The sequence below is a fragment of the Microbacterium sp. Gd 4-13 genome (assembly GCF_003095395.1).
Classification (GTDB): domain Bacteria; phylum Actinomycetota; class Actinomycetes; order Actinomycetales; family Microbacteriaceae; genus Microbacterium.
In genome coordinates, this window is the sequence record NZ_QEIJ01000001.1 from 482,704 (window position 1) to 495,564 (window position 12,861).

Annotated in this window: 10 protein-coding genes and 1 tRNA gene; all 11 read left to right on the forward strand. The window is 69.1% G+C overall.

Annotated elements, in window-relative coordinates; genetic code table 11:
* Window positions 1–41 precede the first annotated feature (41 nt).
* A complete protein-coding gene (locus DEA06_RS02250; protein ID WP_116646316.1) occupies window positions 42–1,595 on the forward strand; it encodes an MFS transporter in 1,554 nt (517 codons plus the stop codon).
* A gap of 34 nt (window positions 1,596–1,629) precedes the next feature.
* Window positions 1,630–2,694, forward strand: coding sequence for a 3-isopropylmalate dehydrogenase (locus DEA06_RS02255; RefSeq protein WP_116646317.1), 1,065 nt, complete (start codon window positions 1,630–1,632; stop codon window positions 2,692–2,694).
* Between the two features lie 64 nt (window positions 2,695–2,758).
* Complete coding sequence (locus tag DEA06_RS02260; RefSeq protein WP_116646318.1) at window positions 2,759–3,865, forward strand: branched-chain amino acid aminotransferase; 1,107 nt, start codon at window positions 2,759–2,761, stop codon at window positions 3,863–3,865.
* Between the two features lie 135 nt (window positions 3,866–4,000).
* Window positions 4,001–4,765, forward strand: a complete 765-nt coding sequence (locus DEA06_RS02265; RefSeq protein ID WP_116646319.1) for a fumarylacetoacetate hydrolase family protein — start codon at window positions 4,001–4,003, stop codon at window positions 4,763–4,765.
* A complete protein-coding gene (locus DEA06_RS02270; RefSeq protein WP_116646320.1) occupies window positions 4,762–6,006 on the forward strand; it encodes an MFS transporter in 1,245 nt (414 codons plus the stop codon). The genes DEA06_RS02265 and DEA06_RS02270 overlap by 4 nt, the downstream gene beginning before the upstream one ends.
* An 11-nt stretch (window positions 6,007–6,017) precedes the next feature.
* Window positions 6,018–7,532, forward strand: coding sequence for a glutamate--tRNA ligase (gene gltX, locus DEA06_RS02275; protein ID WP_116646321.1), 1,515 nt, complete (start codon window positions 6,018–6,020; stop codon window positions 7,530–7,532).
* A gap of 70 nt (window positions 7,533–7,602) precedes the next feature.
* Window positions 7,603–7,674, forward strand: a tRNA-Gln gene (locus tag DEA06_RS02280).
* A gap of 187 nt (window positions 7,675–7,861) precedes the next feature.
* The gene (locus DEA06_RS02285; protein ID WP_240606810.1) at window positions 7,862–8,953 is read left to right on the forward strand and encodes an acyl-CoA desaturase; all 1,092 of its coding nucleotides are present in this window, start codon (window positions 7,862–7,864) and stop codon (window positions 8,951–8,953) included.
* Between the two features lie 91 nt (window positions 8,954–9,044).
* A complete protein-coding gene (locus DEA06_RS02290) occupies window positions 9,045–9,827 on the forward strand; it encodes a DeoR/GlpR family DNA-binding transcription regulator (RefSeq protein WP_116646323.1) in 783 nt (260 codons plus the stop codon).
* Window positions 9,824–10,780, forward strand: a complete 957-nt coding sequence (locus DEA06_RS02295) for a hexose kinase (protein ID WP_165817901.1) — start codon at window positions 9,824–9,826, stop codon at window positions 10,778–10,780. The genes DEA06_RS02290 and DEA06_RS02295 overlap by 4 nt, the downstream gene beginning before the upstream one ends.
* Window positions 10,781–10,807: 27 nt before the next feature.
* On the forward strand, window positions 10,808–12,856 hold the full coding sequence (locus DEA06_RS02300; protein ID WP_116646325.1) for a fructose-specific PTS transporter subunit EIIC: 2,049 nt from the start codon (window positions 10,808–10,810) through the stop codon (window positions 12,854–12,856).
* The last annotated feature ends 5 nt before the right edge of the window (window positions 12,857–12,861 follow it).

Here is a 12,861-nt window from a genome sequence, read left to right on the forward strand (position 1 = left end):
TACTATACCGGCTAGACGGTTTAGAAACGGAACGAACACTCATGGCCAGCTCCACCCTCACCCAGCCCACCTCCACAGTGGACGTGCCCCGTGCCAGTTGGCGCGGATGGCTCGCTCTGGCGGTGCTGATGCTGCCGGTGATCCTGGTCTCCGTCGACAACACGGTGCTGAGCTTCGCGCTCCCGTCGATCGCCTCCGACCTCGCCCCGACGAGCATCGAGCAGCTCTGGATCGTCGATTCGTACGCGCTCGTGCTCGCGGCGCTGCTGGTGACCATGGGCACGCTCGGTGACCGCTTCGGTCGACGCCGGATGCTGCTGATCGGCGCCACCGGCTTCGGAGTCGTCTCGGTGCTCGCCGCCTTCGCCCCCAGCGCTGCGCTGCTCATCGCCGCGCGCGCAGGCATGGGCGTCTTCGGTGCCATGCTCATGCCCTCGACCCTGTCGCTGCTGCGCACGATCTTCGCGAACCGCGATCAGCGGCGCATCGCCATCGCCATCTGGGCGGCGGGCTTCTCCGCCGGGTCGGCCCTCGGCCCGATCGTCGGCGGGTTCCTCCTCGAGCACTTCGAGTGGGGGTCGGTGTTCCTGCTGTCGGTGCCGGTGCTGATCCCGCTCCTCGTCCTCGCGCCGATCCTCGTGCCCGAGAGCCGCGACCCCCACCCGGGCCGGTTCGATCTGCTGAGCGTGCTGCTGTCGCTGGCGACGATGATCCCGATCGTGTACGGCATCAAGGAGTTCGCGGTCGAGGGACTGGTGCCCGCGATCCCGGTCCTCTTCCTCGTCGGCCTGGGATTCGGCGCTCTGTTCGTCCGACGGCAGAAGCGCCTGACGACGCCGATGCTCGACATGTCGCTCTTCCGACGCGGCACCTTCAGCGGCGCGATCGTGGTCAACCTCCTCAGCGTCGTCGGCCTCGTCGGTTTCCTCTACTTCGTCGCGCAGCATCTGCAGCTGATCGTCGGCCTCAGCCCGATGGAGTCGGGTTTCGCGCTGGTCCCCGGACTCGCGGCGATGATCGTGTCGGGCCTGGTGGTCGTGCCGATCGCCCAGCGATTCCCGCCGCGCATCATCGTTCCGGTCGCGCTGTCCTTCTCGGCGCTCGGATACGTGCTCGTCGCCGTGTCCACGGCAGAGCTCGGCCTGTTGATCGCCGCGTTCGCCGCGCTCGGGCTCGGCATCGGCGCGGCCGAGACCGTCAGCAACGAGCTGATCCTCGCCAGCGCGCCGGGGGAGAAGGCCGGAGCTGCGAGCGCCGTGTCTGAGACGGCGTACGAACTCGGAGCGGTGCTCGGTACGGCGGTGCTCGGCGGCATCCTCACCGCCGCCTACCGCGCACAGCTGGTCCTTCCGGCTGGGGTTCCCGCCGAGGCCGGCGACGCGGCGCGCGAGACGCTCGCCGGCGCCATCCGCGCCTCGGAAGGGCTCTCTCCCGAGCTCGCCGAGGCGCTCCGCCAGGCCGCAGCGCATGCGTTCGATTCCGGCGTGGTCGTCACGTCGATCATCGGGGCTGCGCTCATCGTCGTGGCGGGCGTCGTGGCGGCTACTACTCTGAAGGGGTCGAAAGCCGCACCGTCCCGCAGCCGCAAGGGCTGAGGGGCGCGGCTCCCTGTCGAAGGAGCACACCCCCGTGGAAACTACGCCGTCGCGTGTCGTGAAGCTCGCCGTGATCCCCGGTGACGGAATCGGTCCCGAGGTCATCGCCGAGGCGGAGAAGGTGCTGGATGCGGTGACCGCAGGCGCGGGCGTCACGTTCGAACGCACGCGGTTCGCTCTGGGCGCGGGGCGTTTCCTCGAGACCGGCGACACCCTCACCGATGCGGACCTCGCCGAGATCGCATCGCACGACGCGATCCTGCTGGGCGCGGTGGGGGGCACCCCCGGAGACCCGCGCCTGAAAGACGCGAACATCGAGCGCGGACTGCTGCTGCGTCTGCGCTTCGCGCTCGACCACTACGTCAACCTCCGTCCGTCCAAGCTCTACCCCGGGGCTCCCGGGCCGCTGGCCGCGCCCGGCGACATCGACTTCGTGGTCGTCCGTGAGGGGACCGAGGGGCCATACGTGGGCAACGGCGGCTCGATCCGCGTCGGCACGCCGCACGAGATCGCGAATGAGACCTCCGTCAACACCGCCTTCGGGGTGGAGCGGGTGGTGAGGTACGCGTTCGAGCTCGCCGAGCGTCGCCGCAAGAAGCTGACGCTCGTGCACAAGACGAATGTGCTGGTGAACTCGGGTGGCCTCTGGAAGCGCCTGGTCGACGCCGTCGGGGCCGAGCATCCGGACGTGGCCGTAGACTACCTGCACGTCGACGCGGCGACGATCTTCCTGGTCACGAACCCGGGCCGCTTCGACGTGATCGTCACCGACAACCTCTTCGGAGACATCCTCACCGACCTGGCCGGCGCCGTCACCGGTGGCATCGGTCTCGCCGCATCCGGGAACATCAATCCCGACGGCGCGTTCCCTTCGATGTTCGAGCCCGTTCACGGATCAGCGCCCGATATCGCAGGACAGCACAAGGCCGACCCCACGGCCGCGATCCTCTCCGTCTCGCTTCTGCTCGATCACCTCGGGCTCTCCGACGAGGCCGCCCGCGTGACCCGCGCGGCCGAAGACGATATCGCGGCGAGGGACGACTCTCCTCGCACCACGATGCAGATCGGCGACGCCATCGTCGAACGCCTCCGGGCGTAATCTGAATGCGCGGGTCCGCCCGCCGATCTCCGCCGCGGTACCCCGGCATGAAAGCAGACGTCACATGACTACCATCGACACCGATCCCGACACCGGACTCGACCCGCTCGAGTTCCTCGTCCGCCGCAACCTGAACGCGAAGAGCGCGTCGGAGCGGGAGGCGATCCTCGCCGACCCCGGCTTCGGCAAGAGCTTCACCGATCACATGGTCGACATCTGCTGGTCGGTCGGCGGCGGATGGCACCGCCCGCGCGTCTCGCCGTACGGCCCGATCGCGCTCGACCCGGCCGCGGCCGTGCTCCACTACGGCCAGGAGGTCTTCGAGGGCATCAAGGCCTACCGCCACGCCGACGGATCGATCCACACCTTCCGCCCCGACCAGAACGCCCGCCGCCTTCAGCGCAGCGCTCGTCGTCTCGCACTTCCCGAGCTGCCCGCGCCGTACTTCATCCAGTCGCTGCGTGAACTCATCGCCGCCGACGGCGCGTGGGTGCCTTCCGGCGACGACCAGAGCCTGTACCTGCGCCCGTTCATGTTCGCCAAGGAGGCGTTCCTCGGCGTGCGCCCCGCGCACAAGGTGAACTACTACGTCATCGCGAGCCCCGCCGGTGCGTACTTCACCGGCGGTGTGAAGCCGGTCTCGATCTGGCTCAGCGAAGACTACGCCCGTGCCGGTAAGGGTGGCACGGGTGCCGCGAAGACGGGCGGCAACTACGCGGCCAGCCTGCTGCCGCAGGCGGAGGCCTACGAGCACGAGTGCGACCAGGTCGTCTTCCTCGACGAGGCTCGCAACGTCGAGGAGCTCGGCGGCATGAACATCGTCTTCGTCTACAAGGACGGCCGCATCGTCACGCCGCAGTCCGAGTCGATCCTTGAGGGCATCACGCGCGACTCGATCCTGCAGCTCGCCATCGATCGCGGCCACAAGGTCGAGGGGCGCGCCGTTTCGCTCACCGAGTGGCGCGAGGGCGTCGCTTCCGGTGAGATCGCCGAGGTGTTCGCCTGCGGCACTGCCGCCGTCGTCACCCCGATCGGCGTGCTCAAGGGCCGCGACTTCTTCGACGAGCAGCCGACGGGCACGCTCGCCCTCGAGCTCCGCCAGGAGCTCACCGACATCCAGTACGGCCGCGCCGAAGACAAGCACGGGTGGATGCTGCGTCTCGACGCCTGACCCTCCGCAGCGCAGCCTGCCCCTTCGACGAGCTCAGGGGCCGGCTGCGCTCGGTGCCCGGCCGCCCACCCGGTCGCTGAGCCTGTGGAAGCGTCCGGGCGGGCGGCCGTGGTGCCGTCTGAGTAGGCTGGGCGGGTGAGAATCGCACGCTTCAGCCACCAGGACGCCATCCGCTACGGCATCGTCGACGGAACGGAGCTCGTCGTGCTCGCGGGCGATCCGATGTTCGCCGGGTACGAGACAACGGGGGAGCGCGTACCCGTCGCCGACGTCGCCCTTCTCGCACCGGTGATCCCTCGGTCGAAGGTCGTCTGCGTCGGCAAGAACTACGCCGATCATGCCGCCGAGATGGGCGGTGAGGCTCCGAAGGAGCCGTTGCTCTTCTTCAAGCCGAACACCGCGGTCATCGGACCCAACGACTCGATCGTGCGTCCGCCGCAGTCCGAGCGCACCGACTACGAAGGCGAACTCGCCGTGGTCATCGGACGCATCGCGAAGAACGTGCCGGCCGCTCAGGCTCTCGACTACGTCTTCGGGTACACGATCGCCAACGACGTCACCGCCCGCGACCTGCAGAAGAGCGACGGCCAGTGGGCGCGAGCCAAGGGCTTCGACACGTTCTGCCCGTTGGGCCCGGCCATCGAGACGGACTTCGACGCCGCATCCGCCACTCTCACGACACGCCTGAACGGCGACGTCGTGCAGCAGGCGCCGATCTCGGACATGATCCACTCGATCCCCGACGTCATCGCCTACGCCTCGGCGGCATTCACACTGCTGCCCGGCGACGTGATCCTCACCGGAACCCCGGCCGGGATCGGCGCGTTCGGAGCCGGCGACGTGGTCGAGGTCGAGATCACCGGTCTCGGCATCCTCCGAAACCCCGCGCGCGACGCATGAGCGCAGCGGCGGGGACGCCGCTGACGGCAGACATCGAGCGCGCACAGCGCCGCACGGTGCGTGTGCTGGCGGCCGGGCAGGTGCTCGGCGGCGTGGCGTTCGGCGCGACCGTGTCGCTCGGCGCCCTGCTGGCCGCCGATCTCTCGGGCCAGGACGGGCTGTCGGGTTTCGCGACGGCGTCGGTGACCTTGGGCGCGGCTCTCGCCGCAATCCCGCTGGCGCGTCTGGCGGCTCGGCGCGGCCGGCGGCTCGCGCTCACCCTCGGCAACACCCTCGCGCTGGTCGGTATTGCGATCGTCGTCGCGTCGGCGGTGGTCAGATCATTCCCGCTGCTGCTGGCGGGCGTCGTTCTCATCGGAATGGGTAACGCCGGGAACCTTCAATCCCGGTTCGCAGCGACCGACCTCGCCACCGACCGAAGACGCGCGCGCGACCTCTCCGTCGTGGTCTGGGCGACGACCGTCGGCGGCGTCGCCGGTCCGTTGCTGGTCGGTCCGGGCGAGAGTCTCGGTCGGATGATCGGCATGCCCGCGCTCACCGGCTCCTACCTGTTCTCGTTCGCCGCGCAGGGAGCCGCCCTCGCGCTCTACCTCGTCGCGCTCCGCCCCGACCCGTTGCTGTGGGCGCAGAGGTTGGAGCGCTCGGGAGGAGCGGGGGCCAGCCGGATCGACGCGGTCGACCGTCCGCGCGTCGCGCGATACGCGATCTTCGCCGTGTCGGGTAGCCACGTGGTGATGGCGTCGGTCATGGCGATGACCCCGGTGCACCTGGCGCATCTGTCTTCGGGCGGCGAGGTGACCGCCACCGTCGGCATCACCATCGCCGTCCACGTCTTCGGGATGTACGGCCTCTCGCCGCTGTTCGGGTGGCTCGCCGATCGCATCGGAAGATTGCCCGTGGTTCTCCTCGGGCAGGCGATCCTCGCCGCCTCCCTCGTGTGCGCGGCGCTCTTCACCCATTCGCAGGTGGGAGTGACGCTTGCCCTTCTCCTTCTCGGCCTCGGCTGGAGCGCCGCGACGGTCGCCGGCGCCGCCCTGCTGACCGAATCGACACCGACCGAACGACGTCCGCGCCGTCAGGGGCTCAGCGATACCGTCATGACTCTCAGCGCCGCCGTCGGCTCGGTGCTCGCCGGCGTCGCTCTGGCTGCGATCGGCTATGACGGACTGGCGTGGTGCGCGCTGGTGCTCGTCGCTCTGGTGACGATGCTCGCTCGATGGGGGCGCCCCTCCCGCGACTAGGCTGGAGCGCGATGTCTACACCCGATCCCCGCACCACGACCGCTACGGGAGCCGACGTCCGCGTCCGCTTCTGTCCGAGCCCCACCGGCCTGCCGCACGTCGGCCTCGTCCGCACGGCTCTGTTCAACTGGGCGTACGCCCGGCACCACGGCGGCAAGCTCATCTTCCGCATCGAAGACACCGACGCCGCGCGCGACAGTGAGGAGAGCTACGCGCAGCTCCTCGACGCGCTCCGTTGGCTGCGGATCGACTGGGACGAGGGTGTCGAGGTCGGCGGACCACATGCCCCCTACCGGCAGTCGCAGCGCCACGAGATCTACCGCGACGTGCTGGCGAAGCTCGTCGAAGCCGGCGTCGTGTACGAGAGCTATTCGACCGCCGAGGAGATCGACGAGCGCAACGTCGCCAACGGGCGGGCCACGCAGCTCGGATACGACAACTTCGATCGCACCCTCACCGACGAGCAGAAGGCGGCCTTCCGCGCCGAGGGCCGTGAGCCGGCCTGGCGTCTGCGCGTGCCCGATGAGGACCTCACCTACGTCGACCTGATCCGTGGTGAGGTGACCTTCCCCGCGGGGTCGTTCCCCGACTTCGTGATCGTCCGTGCCGGGGGAGTGCCGCTCTACACCTTCGTGAACCCCGTCGATGACGCGCTCATGGGCATCACCCACGTGATTCGCGGTGAAGACCTCATGCCGTCGACCGCACGGCAGCTGTCCCTCTACCGCGCACTCGTCGATGCCGGTGTCACCGACTTCGTGCCGCGCTTCGGGCATATGCCCCTCGTGCTCGGCGAGGAGGGCAACAAGAAGCTCTCCAAGCGCGACCCGAAGGCTGACCTCTTCCTTCAGCGCGAGAAGGGCTTCATCCACGAGGGTCTGCTGAACTACCTGGCCCTCCTCGGGTGGTCGATCGCCGCCGACCGCGACGTCTTCTCGCTCGACGAGCTCGTCGCGGCCTTCGACATCGCAGACGTGAATCCGAATCCGGCGCGCTTCGACCAGAAGAAGGCCGAGTCCATCAACGGCGACCACATCCGCATGTTAGATGCTGCGGACTTTGCCGAGCGGATCGTGCCCTACCTCGCCCAGGCTGGTGTGATCGAGGCGATTCCGACCCCCGAAGAGACTGCGATGATCGCGGCGTCCGCTCCGCTGGTGCAGGAGCGCGTGCAGATGCTCGGTGACGTGCCGGGCATGCTCGGCTTCCTCTTCACCGACGAGATCACCTACCAGGAGGACGCACTCAAGGGTCTGCCCGCGAACGCCGGTGAGGTGCTCGTCGCGTGCGTCGGTGCGCTCGAGCTCGTGCCGGCGGAGGAGTTCACCGCCGCGGGCGTGCAGGATGCCCTCTCGCGGGCACTGGTGGACGAGCTCGGGCTGAAGCCGCGTGTGGCCTACGGACCGCCGCGCGTCGCGCTGACGGGCCGGCGGATCTCGCCTCCGCTCTTCGAGTCGATGGAGCTGCTCGGCAAGGCGGAATCGATCCGACGCCTGGGCGCACTCGTGGATCATCTGGCGCAGTAGCGTCTCGGTTTGGCGCGACCGCCGCCGTCGGCTAGAGTTGATCCTCGGCACGGCTTCGGTCGCAGCCCGGTGGGGTATGGTGTAATTGGCAACACGGCGGTTTCTGGTACCGTTGTTCTTGGTTCGAGTCCAGGTACCCCAGCTGGAAGAAAATCCCCGCTCCGGCGGGGTTTTTTCGTTGGTGCCGACGGCGGGTGTCGCCCAGCCTGTGAGGCGCCCAGGCTGGGGGCGTACTGTGCCGTCATGAAAACTTCGTACATCTCCCCAGAGAGGCTGCGCCCGACGCGCTTCGCGGCCGCCTGACGCTCCCGGGATCACTCATGACCGGCATGAGAACGGTCAGCCCCTCCCCGCTCCGTGATCGCGCGGGCCGAGGAACCAGCGAGTTCACCGAACTCGCGCAGCGGGTCCGCGAGAGCGGGCTCCTCCGACGCCGCTACGGCTACTACTGGACGAAGCTCGTGCTCGCACCGGTCGTCCTCGCCGGGTGCATCGTGGCTTTCTTCTTCATCGGCGACACGTGGTGGCAGCTGTTCACCGCTGCCGGCTTCGCCATCGTATTCACCCAGATCGCCTTCCTCGGGCATGATGCCGCGCATCGCCAGATCTTCGTCTCGGGCAAGTGGAACGACTGGATCTGCCTCATCCTCGGCGACCTGTTCGTGGGGATGAGCTACGGCTGGTGGCAGCACAAGCACACGCGCCACCATGCGAATCCGAACAAGATCGACGCCGACCCCGATATCGACCTTCCCGTCATCGCCGTCACTGCGGAGGAGGCCGCGACTCCCCGGGGTCCGATCCTGCGCTGGCTCCGCTCGCACCAGGGGATCTTCTTCTTCCCGATCCTGTTGCTCGAGGGCGTCGCGCTCCACGCGTCCGGCCTGCGCCGGGTGGTGACCCGCGAGCATCTTGCTCGTCGCTGGGTCGAGATCGCCTTCCTCCTCGTACGGCTCGGGGGCTTCGCGGTGATCGTCTTCCTCGTGCTCTCGCCCGGCATCGCGGCGGTGTTCCTCGTCGTGCAACTCGGACTGTTCGGTTTCTACATGGGTGTGTCGTTCGCGCCCAACCACAAGGGCATGCCGGTGGTGCCGCGCGACGCGACCTTCGACTTCCTGCGCCGCCAGGTGCTGATGAGCCGCAACGTCCGTGGCGGGAGAATCATCGACGTGCTCCTCGGCGGTCTCAACTACCAGATCGAGCACCATCTGTTCCCCTCGATGCCGCGCCCCCATCTGCGAAAAGCCGCCCCGTTGATCGCGGCGTATTGCGCAGAGAAGGGCGTGCCGTACACGAGCGTGGGTCTGTTCACTTCGTACGCGATCGTCACGCGCTACATCAATCGCGTGGGGCTGGGGGAGCGGGATGCCTTCGCCTGTCCTCTCGTGCAGCAACGAGCGGCGATCGGAGCGCAGGGCTGAGGGCGAACGCCGTTTCACCGCGTCCGTGGGTGCGTGTGGCTTTATCTGCGTATCTGTTGTACTGTGTGGGAATTCCATCGGGAGGACCACGATGTACGCAATGGAGCGACAAGAGCTCGTCGAGCGACTGCTGCGCGAAGAGGGCCGCGTCGGCGTCGTCGACCTGTCGACCCGCTTCGGCGTGACGACCGAGACGATCCGTCGCGACCTCGCGCTTCTCGAAGAGGCGGGCACGCTCCGTCGTGTCCACGGCGGCGCCGTCGCGACAGACCGAGGGAGCACCGTCGAAACACCGGTGTCTGAGCGCGCGCTGCGCAAGGGCGACGCGAAGCAGGCCATCGGCCGGCGTGCGGCTGCACTCCTCGACGCCGGATTCCGCGGATCGGTCTACCTCGACGCGGGAACGACCGTGGCGGCCGTCGCCGCCGCCCTCCCGCTCCACCTCGCAAACTCCCGTGGGGGCGCCGAGATCGTCACGCACTCGATGACGATCGCCCACGATCTCGCCGGGTCCGACCTCGGGTTGACCGTCATCGGCGGGCGCATCCGTGGCCTGACGGCCGCCGCGGTCGGCGCAGAGACGGTCGCCGCGATCTCCCATCTGCGACCGGACGTCGCCTTCGTCGGTACGAACGGCCTCAGCGAGGGCTTCGGACTGAGCACCCCTGATCCCGATGAGGCGGCCGTGAAGGCCGCGATCATCGCGGCGGCGCGGCGAGTGGTCGTCGTCACCGACGCGGAGAAGTTCGGAGCGGAGCTGCTCGTTCGTTTCGGTGGGCTCACCGACATCGACGACCTCGTCTCCGACGCGGCTCCCGAGAGCGGTCTGTCGAACGCGCTCGGCGACGCCGGGGCGGAGGTGTGGGTCGCATGATCGTCACCCTCACCGCGAATCCGTCGATCGATCGCGCCGTCACGCTGTCTGCTCCGCTCGAGGTCGGTGAAGTGCAGTCCGCGACCGACGCGCGGGAGGACGCCGGGGGCAAGGGCGTCAACGTCGCCAGGGTCATCGCCGCTGCGGGGAGGGCCACGCTCGCCGTCGTTCCGGTCGGCGACCACGATCCGTACCGCGAGTTGCTGGCGACCACCGGTATCCCCGTGCGGGCGGTCGCCTCTGCGGGGCGCGTGCGTGCGAATCTGACCGTGACCGACCCGGCGGGCACGACCACCAAGATCAACCTCCCCGGACCGGTGATGGACGCAGGAGGCGCCGCCGAGCTCACCGCGGCGGTCGTCGAGGCCTGCGCCGACGCCGACTGGCTCGTGCTGGCCGGGTCGGTTCCTCCGGGGGCGGGGGAGACCTTCTACACCGACGTCATCCGCGCCGTGCGCGATGCGTGGGGTGATCGTGCGCCCCGCGTCGCGGTGGACGCCTCCGGAGCCGCGCTCGAGGCTGTCGTGCGCGATGGGCGCCCCGACCTCATCAAGCCCAACGACGAGGAACTCGCCGCGCTCGTGCGAGAAGACCCGTCGGGCGACGTCGATCTGGTCTCGGAGGCCGTGCGGCGGGCACGCACGGTCGTCCCCTCCCACGCTGCCGCCGCACTCGTCACCCTCGGCGGTGCGGGGGCCCTTCTGGTCACCGGCGACGAGGTGCTGCGCGCCGTCGCTCCGAAAATCGCTGTGGTGAGCACCGTCGGTGCGGGCGACAGCTCGCTGGCGGGCTATCTCCTCGCCGATGTCGCCGGCGCGGCGCCCGCCGAGCGTCTCGCCAACGCGGTCGCGTACGGCGCTGCCGCAGCCATGCTGCCCGGAACCCAGGCCCCCACCCCTGCAGACCTTCCTCCCGGAAGCATCCGCGTTCTCCCGTTCGTCCCCGCACACTGATCCACCCCTGACCACGGAGGTCATGACATGTCCCGCATCATCACACCTGAGCTCGTCAGCCTTGACGTGCCGCTGGGCGACGGCAAAGCCGACGTCATCCGGGCCCTCGCCGAACGCGTCGTCGCGAACGGTCGGGCGCGTGACGCCGATGAGCTGTTCGCCGACGCCTGGGCGCGCGAGGAGAAGGACGAGACCGGTCTCCCCGGCGGAATCGGCATCCCGCACGCACGCAGCGCATCGGTGACCGAGCCCACGCTCGCCTTCGCCCGGCTGAGCCCCGGGGTCGACTTCGGCGCACCGGACGGGCCGGCCGACATCGTGTTCCTCATCGCCGCCCCTGCGGGGGCCGACGAGGCGCACCTCGCCGTGCTGTCGCAGCTGGCGCGCAGCCTCATGAACCCCGACTTCATGGCGGGTCTGCGATCGGCGTCGACCCCCGCGCAGGCGGTCGGTATCGTGAGCGCCGCGATCGAGCCCGCGCCCGCTTCGGCGGCGGAGCCGGCTCCGGCACCGACCCGCGCGGAAGCCCGCGCTCAAGCGTCGCCGGAATCCTCGCCCACCCGTATCGTCGCCGTGACCGCGTGCGCCACGGGTATCGCGCACACCTTCATGGCGGCCGACGCGCTGACGGCGGCGGGCAAAGAGGAGGGCGTCGATCTCATCGTCGAGCCCCAGGGCTCGAGCGGCTACAAGGCTCTTCCGCAGAGCGTGATCGACAACGCCGACGCGGTCATCTTCGCCACCGACGTCGACGTTCGCGAACCCCAGCGTTTCGCCGGCAAGCCGGTCGTGCGTTCGGGCGTGAAACGGGGTATCGAGCAGCCGAGGCAGCTCATCGCCGAGGCCATCGCCGCAGCGAAGAACCCGAACGCTGCACGCGTCACGGGGGAGGCGACCTCGGCCGCCGCCGAGACGGCCCCGGTGTCGTGGGGCGCGCGCATCCAGCGCATCCTGCTGACCGGTGTGAGCTACATGATCCCGTTCGTCGCCGGTGGCGGTCTGCTCATCGCGCTCGGCTTCCTGCTCGGCGGTTTCGAGGTCACCACCAATGCCGCGACGGTCATCACCCAGAACTCGCTGTGGGATCTCCCGACGACCGACATCACCTCGCCCATCGGACCCCTCGGGCAGTACCTCGGGTCGGTGGCGTTCATGATCGGTGCGACGTCGATGGGCTTCCTCGTCTCCGCCCTCGCCGGCTACATCGCGTTCGCGATAGCCGATCGTCCGGGTATCGCCCCCGGATTCGTCGCGGGTGCGGTCGCCGTGCTGATGAACGCCGGCTTCATCGGCGGCATCATCGGTGGTCTGCTCGCAGGCTTCATCGCCTGGTGGCTCGGACGCCTCGACGTGCCCCGCTTCCTTCGGGGTCTCATGCCGGTCGTCATCATCCCGCTGCTCGGATCGATCTTCGCTTCGGGACTCATGGTGCTCTTCCTCGGTCGCCCGATCGCCGCGCTCATGACCGTGCTGACCGACTGGCTCACCTCGATGTCGCAGAGCGGCGTCGGCGCCGTGCTGCTCGGAGTCATCCTCGGGCTCATGATGTGCTTCGACCTCGGCGGACCGGTCAACAAGGTCGCCTACGCGTTCGCGACGGCCGGACTCGCCGCCGCCACGGTGGACAACACCGCGCCGTACCTGATCATGGCCGCCGTGATGTCGGCGGGCATGGTTCCCCCGCTCGCCATGGCGCTGGCCTCCACGGTGCTCGCGCGCAAGTCGTTCACCCCGGTCGAGCGCGAGAACGGTGTCGCGGCCTGGCTGCTGGGCGCGTCGTTCATCAGCGAGGGTGCGATCCCGTTCGCTGCTGCCGACCCGCTGCGCGTCATCCCCGCCTCGATGGTGGGCGGCGCGGTCACGGGTGCACTCAGCATGGCCTTCTCGGTGCAGTCGTACGCCCCCCACGGCGGGCTCTTCGTGTTCTTCGCGATCAACCCGTTCTGGGGCTTCCTCATCTCGATCGTGGCGGGCACCGTCGTGTCGGCCCTCATCGTGGTCGCGCTGAAGAAGTGGGTCGGCCGCAAGGAGCTGAACGACGCCGAAGCGCCGCAGCTCGCCGCCGTTCCGGCATGATCGAT

Bases quoted from the DNA above. Each gene is read 5' to 3' on its own strand.
- gltX (WP_116646321.1), top strand. From the start codon at position 6,018: ATGTCTACACCCGATCCCCGCACCACGACCGCTACGGGAGCCGACGTC.
- DEA06_RS02260 (WP_116646318.1), top strand. From the start codon at position 2,759: ATGACTACCATCGACACCGATCCCGACACCGGACTCGACCCGCTCGAG.
- DEA06_RS02285 (WP_240606810.1), top strand. From the start codon at position 7,862: ATGAGAACGGTCAGCCCCTCCCCGCTCCGTGATCGCGCGGGCCGAGGA.
- DEA06_RS02300 (WP_116646325.1), top strand. From the start codon at position 10,808: ATGTCCCGCATCATCACACCTGAGCTCGTCAGCCTTGACGTGCCGCTG.
- DEA06_RS02270 (WP_116646320.1), top strand. From the start codon at position 4,762: ATGAGCGCAGCGGCGGGGACGCCGCTGACGGCAGACATCGAGCGCGCA.
- DEA06_RS02295 (WP_165817901.1), top strand. From the start codon at position 9,824: ATGATCGTCACCCTCACCGCGAATCCGTCGATCGATCGCGCCGTCACG.
- DEA06_RS02250 (WP_116646316.1), top strand. From the start codon at position 42: ATGGCCAGCTCCACCCTCACCCAGCCCACCTCCACAGTGGACGTGCCC.
- DEA06_RS02290 (WP_116646323.1), top strand. From the start codon at position 9,045: ATGTACGCAATGGAGCGACAAGAGCTCGTCGAGCGACTGCTGCGCGAA.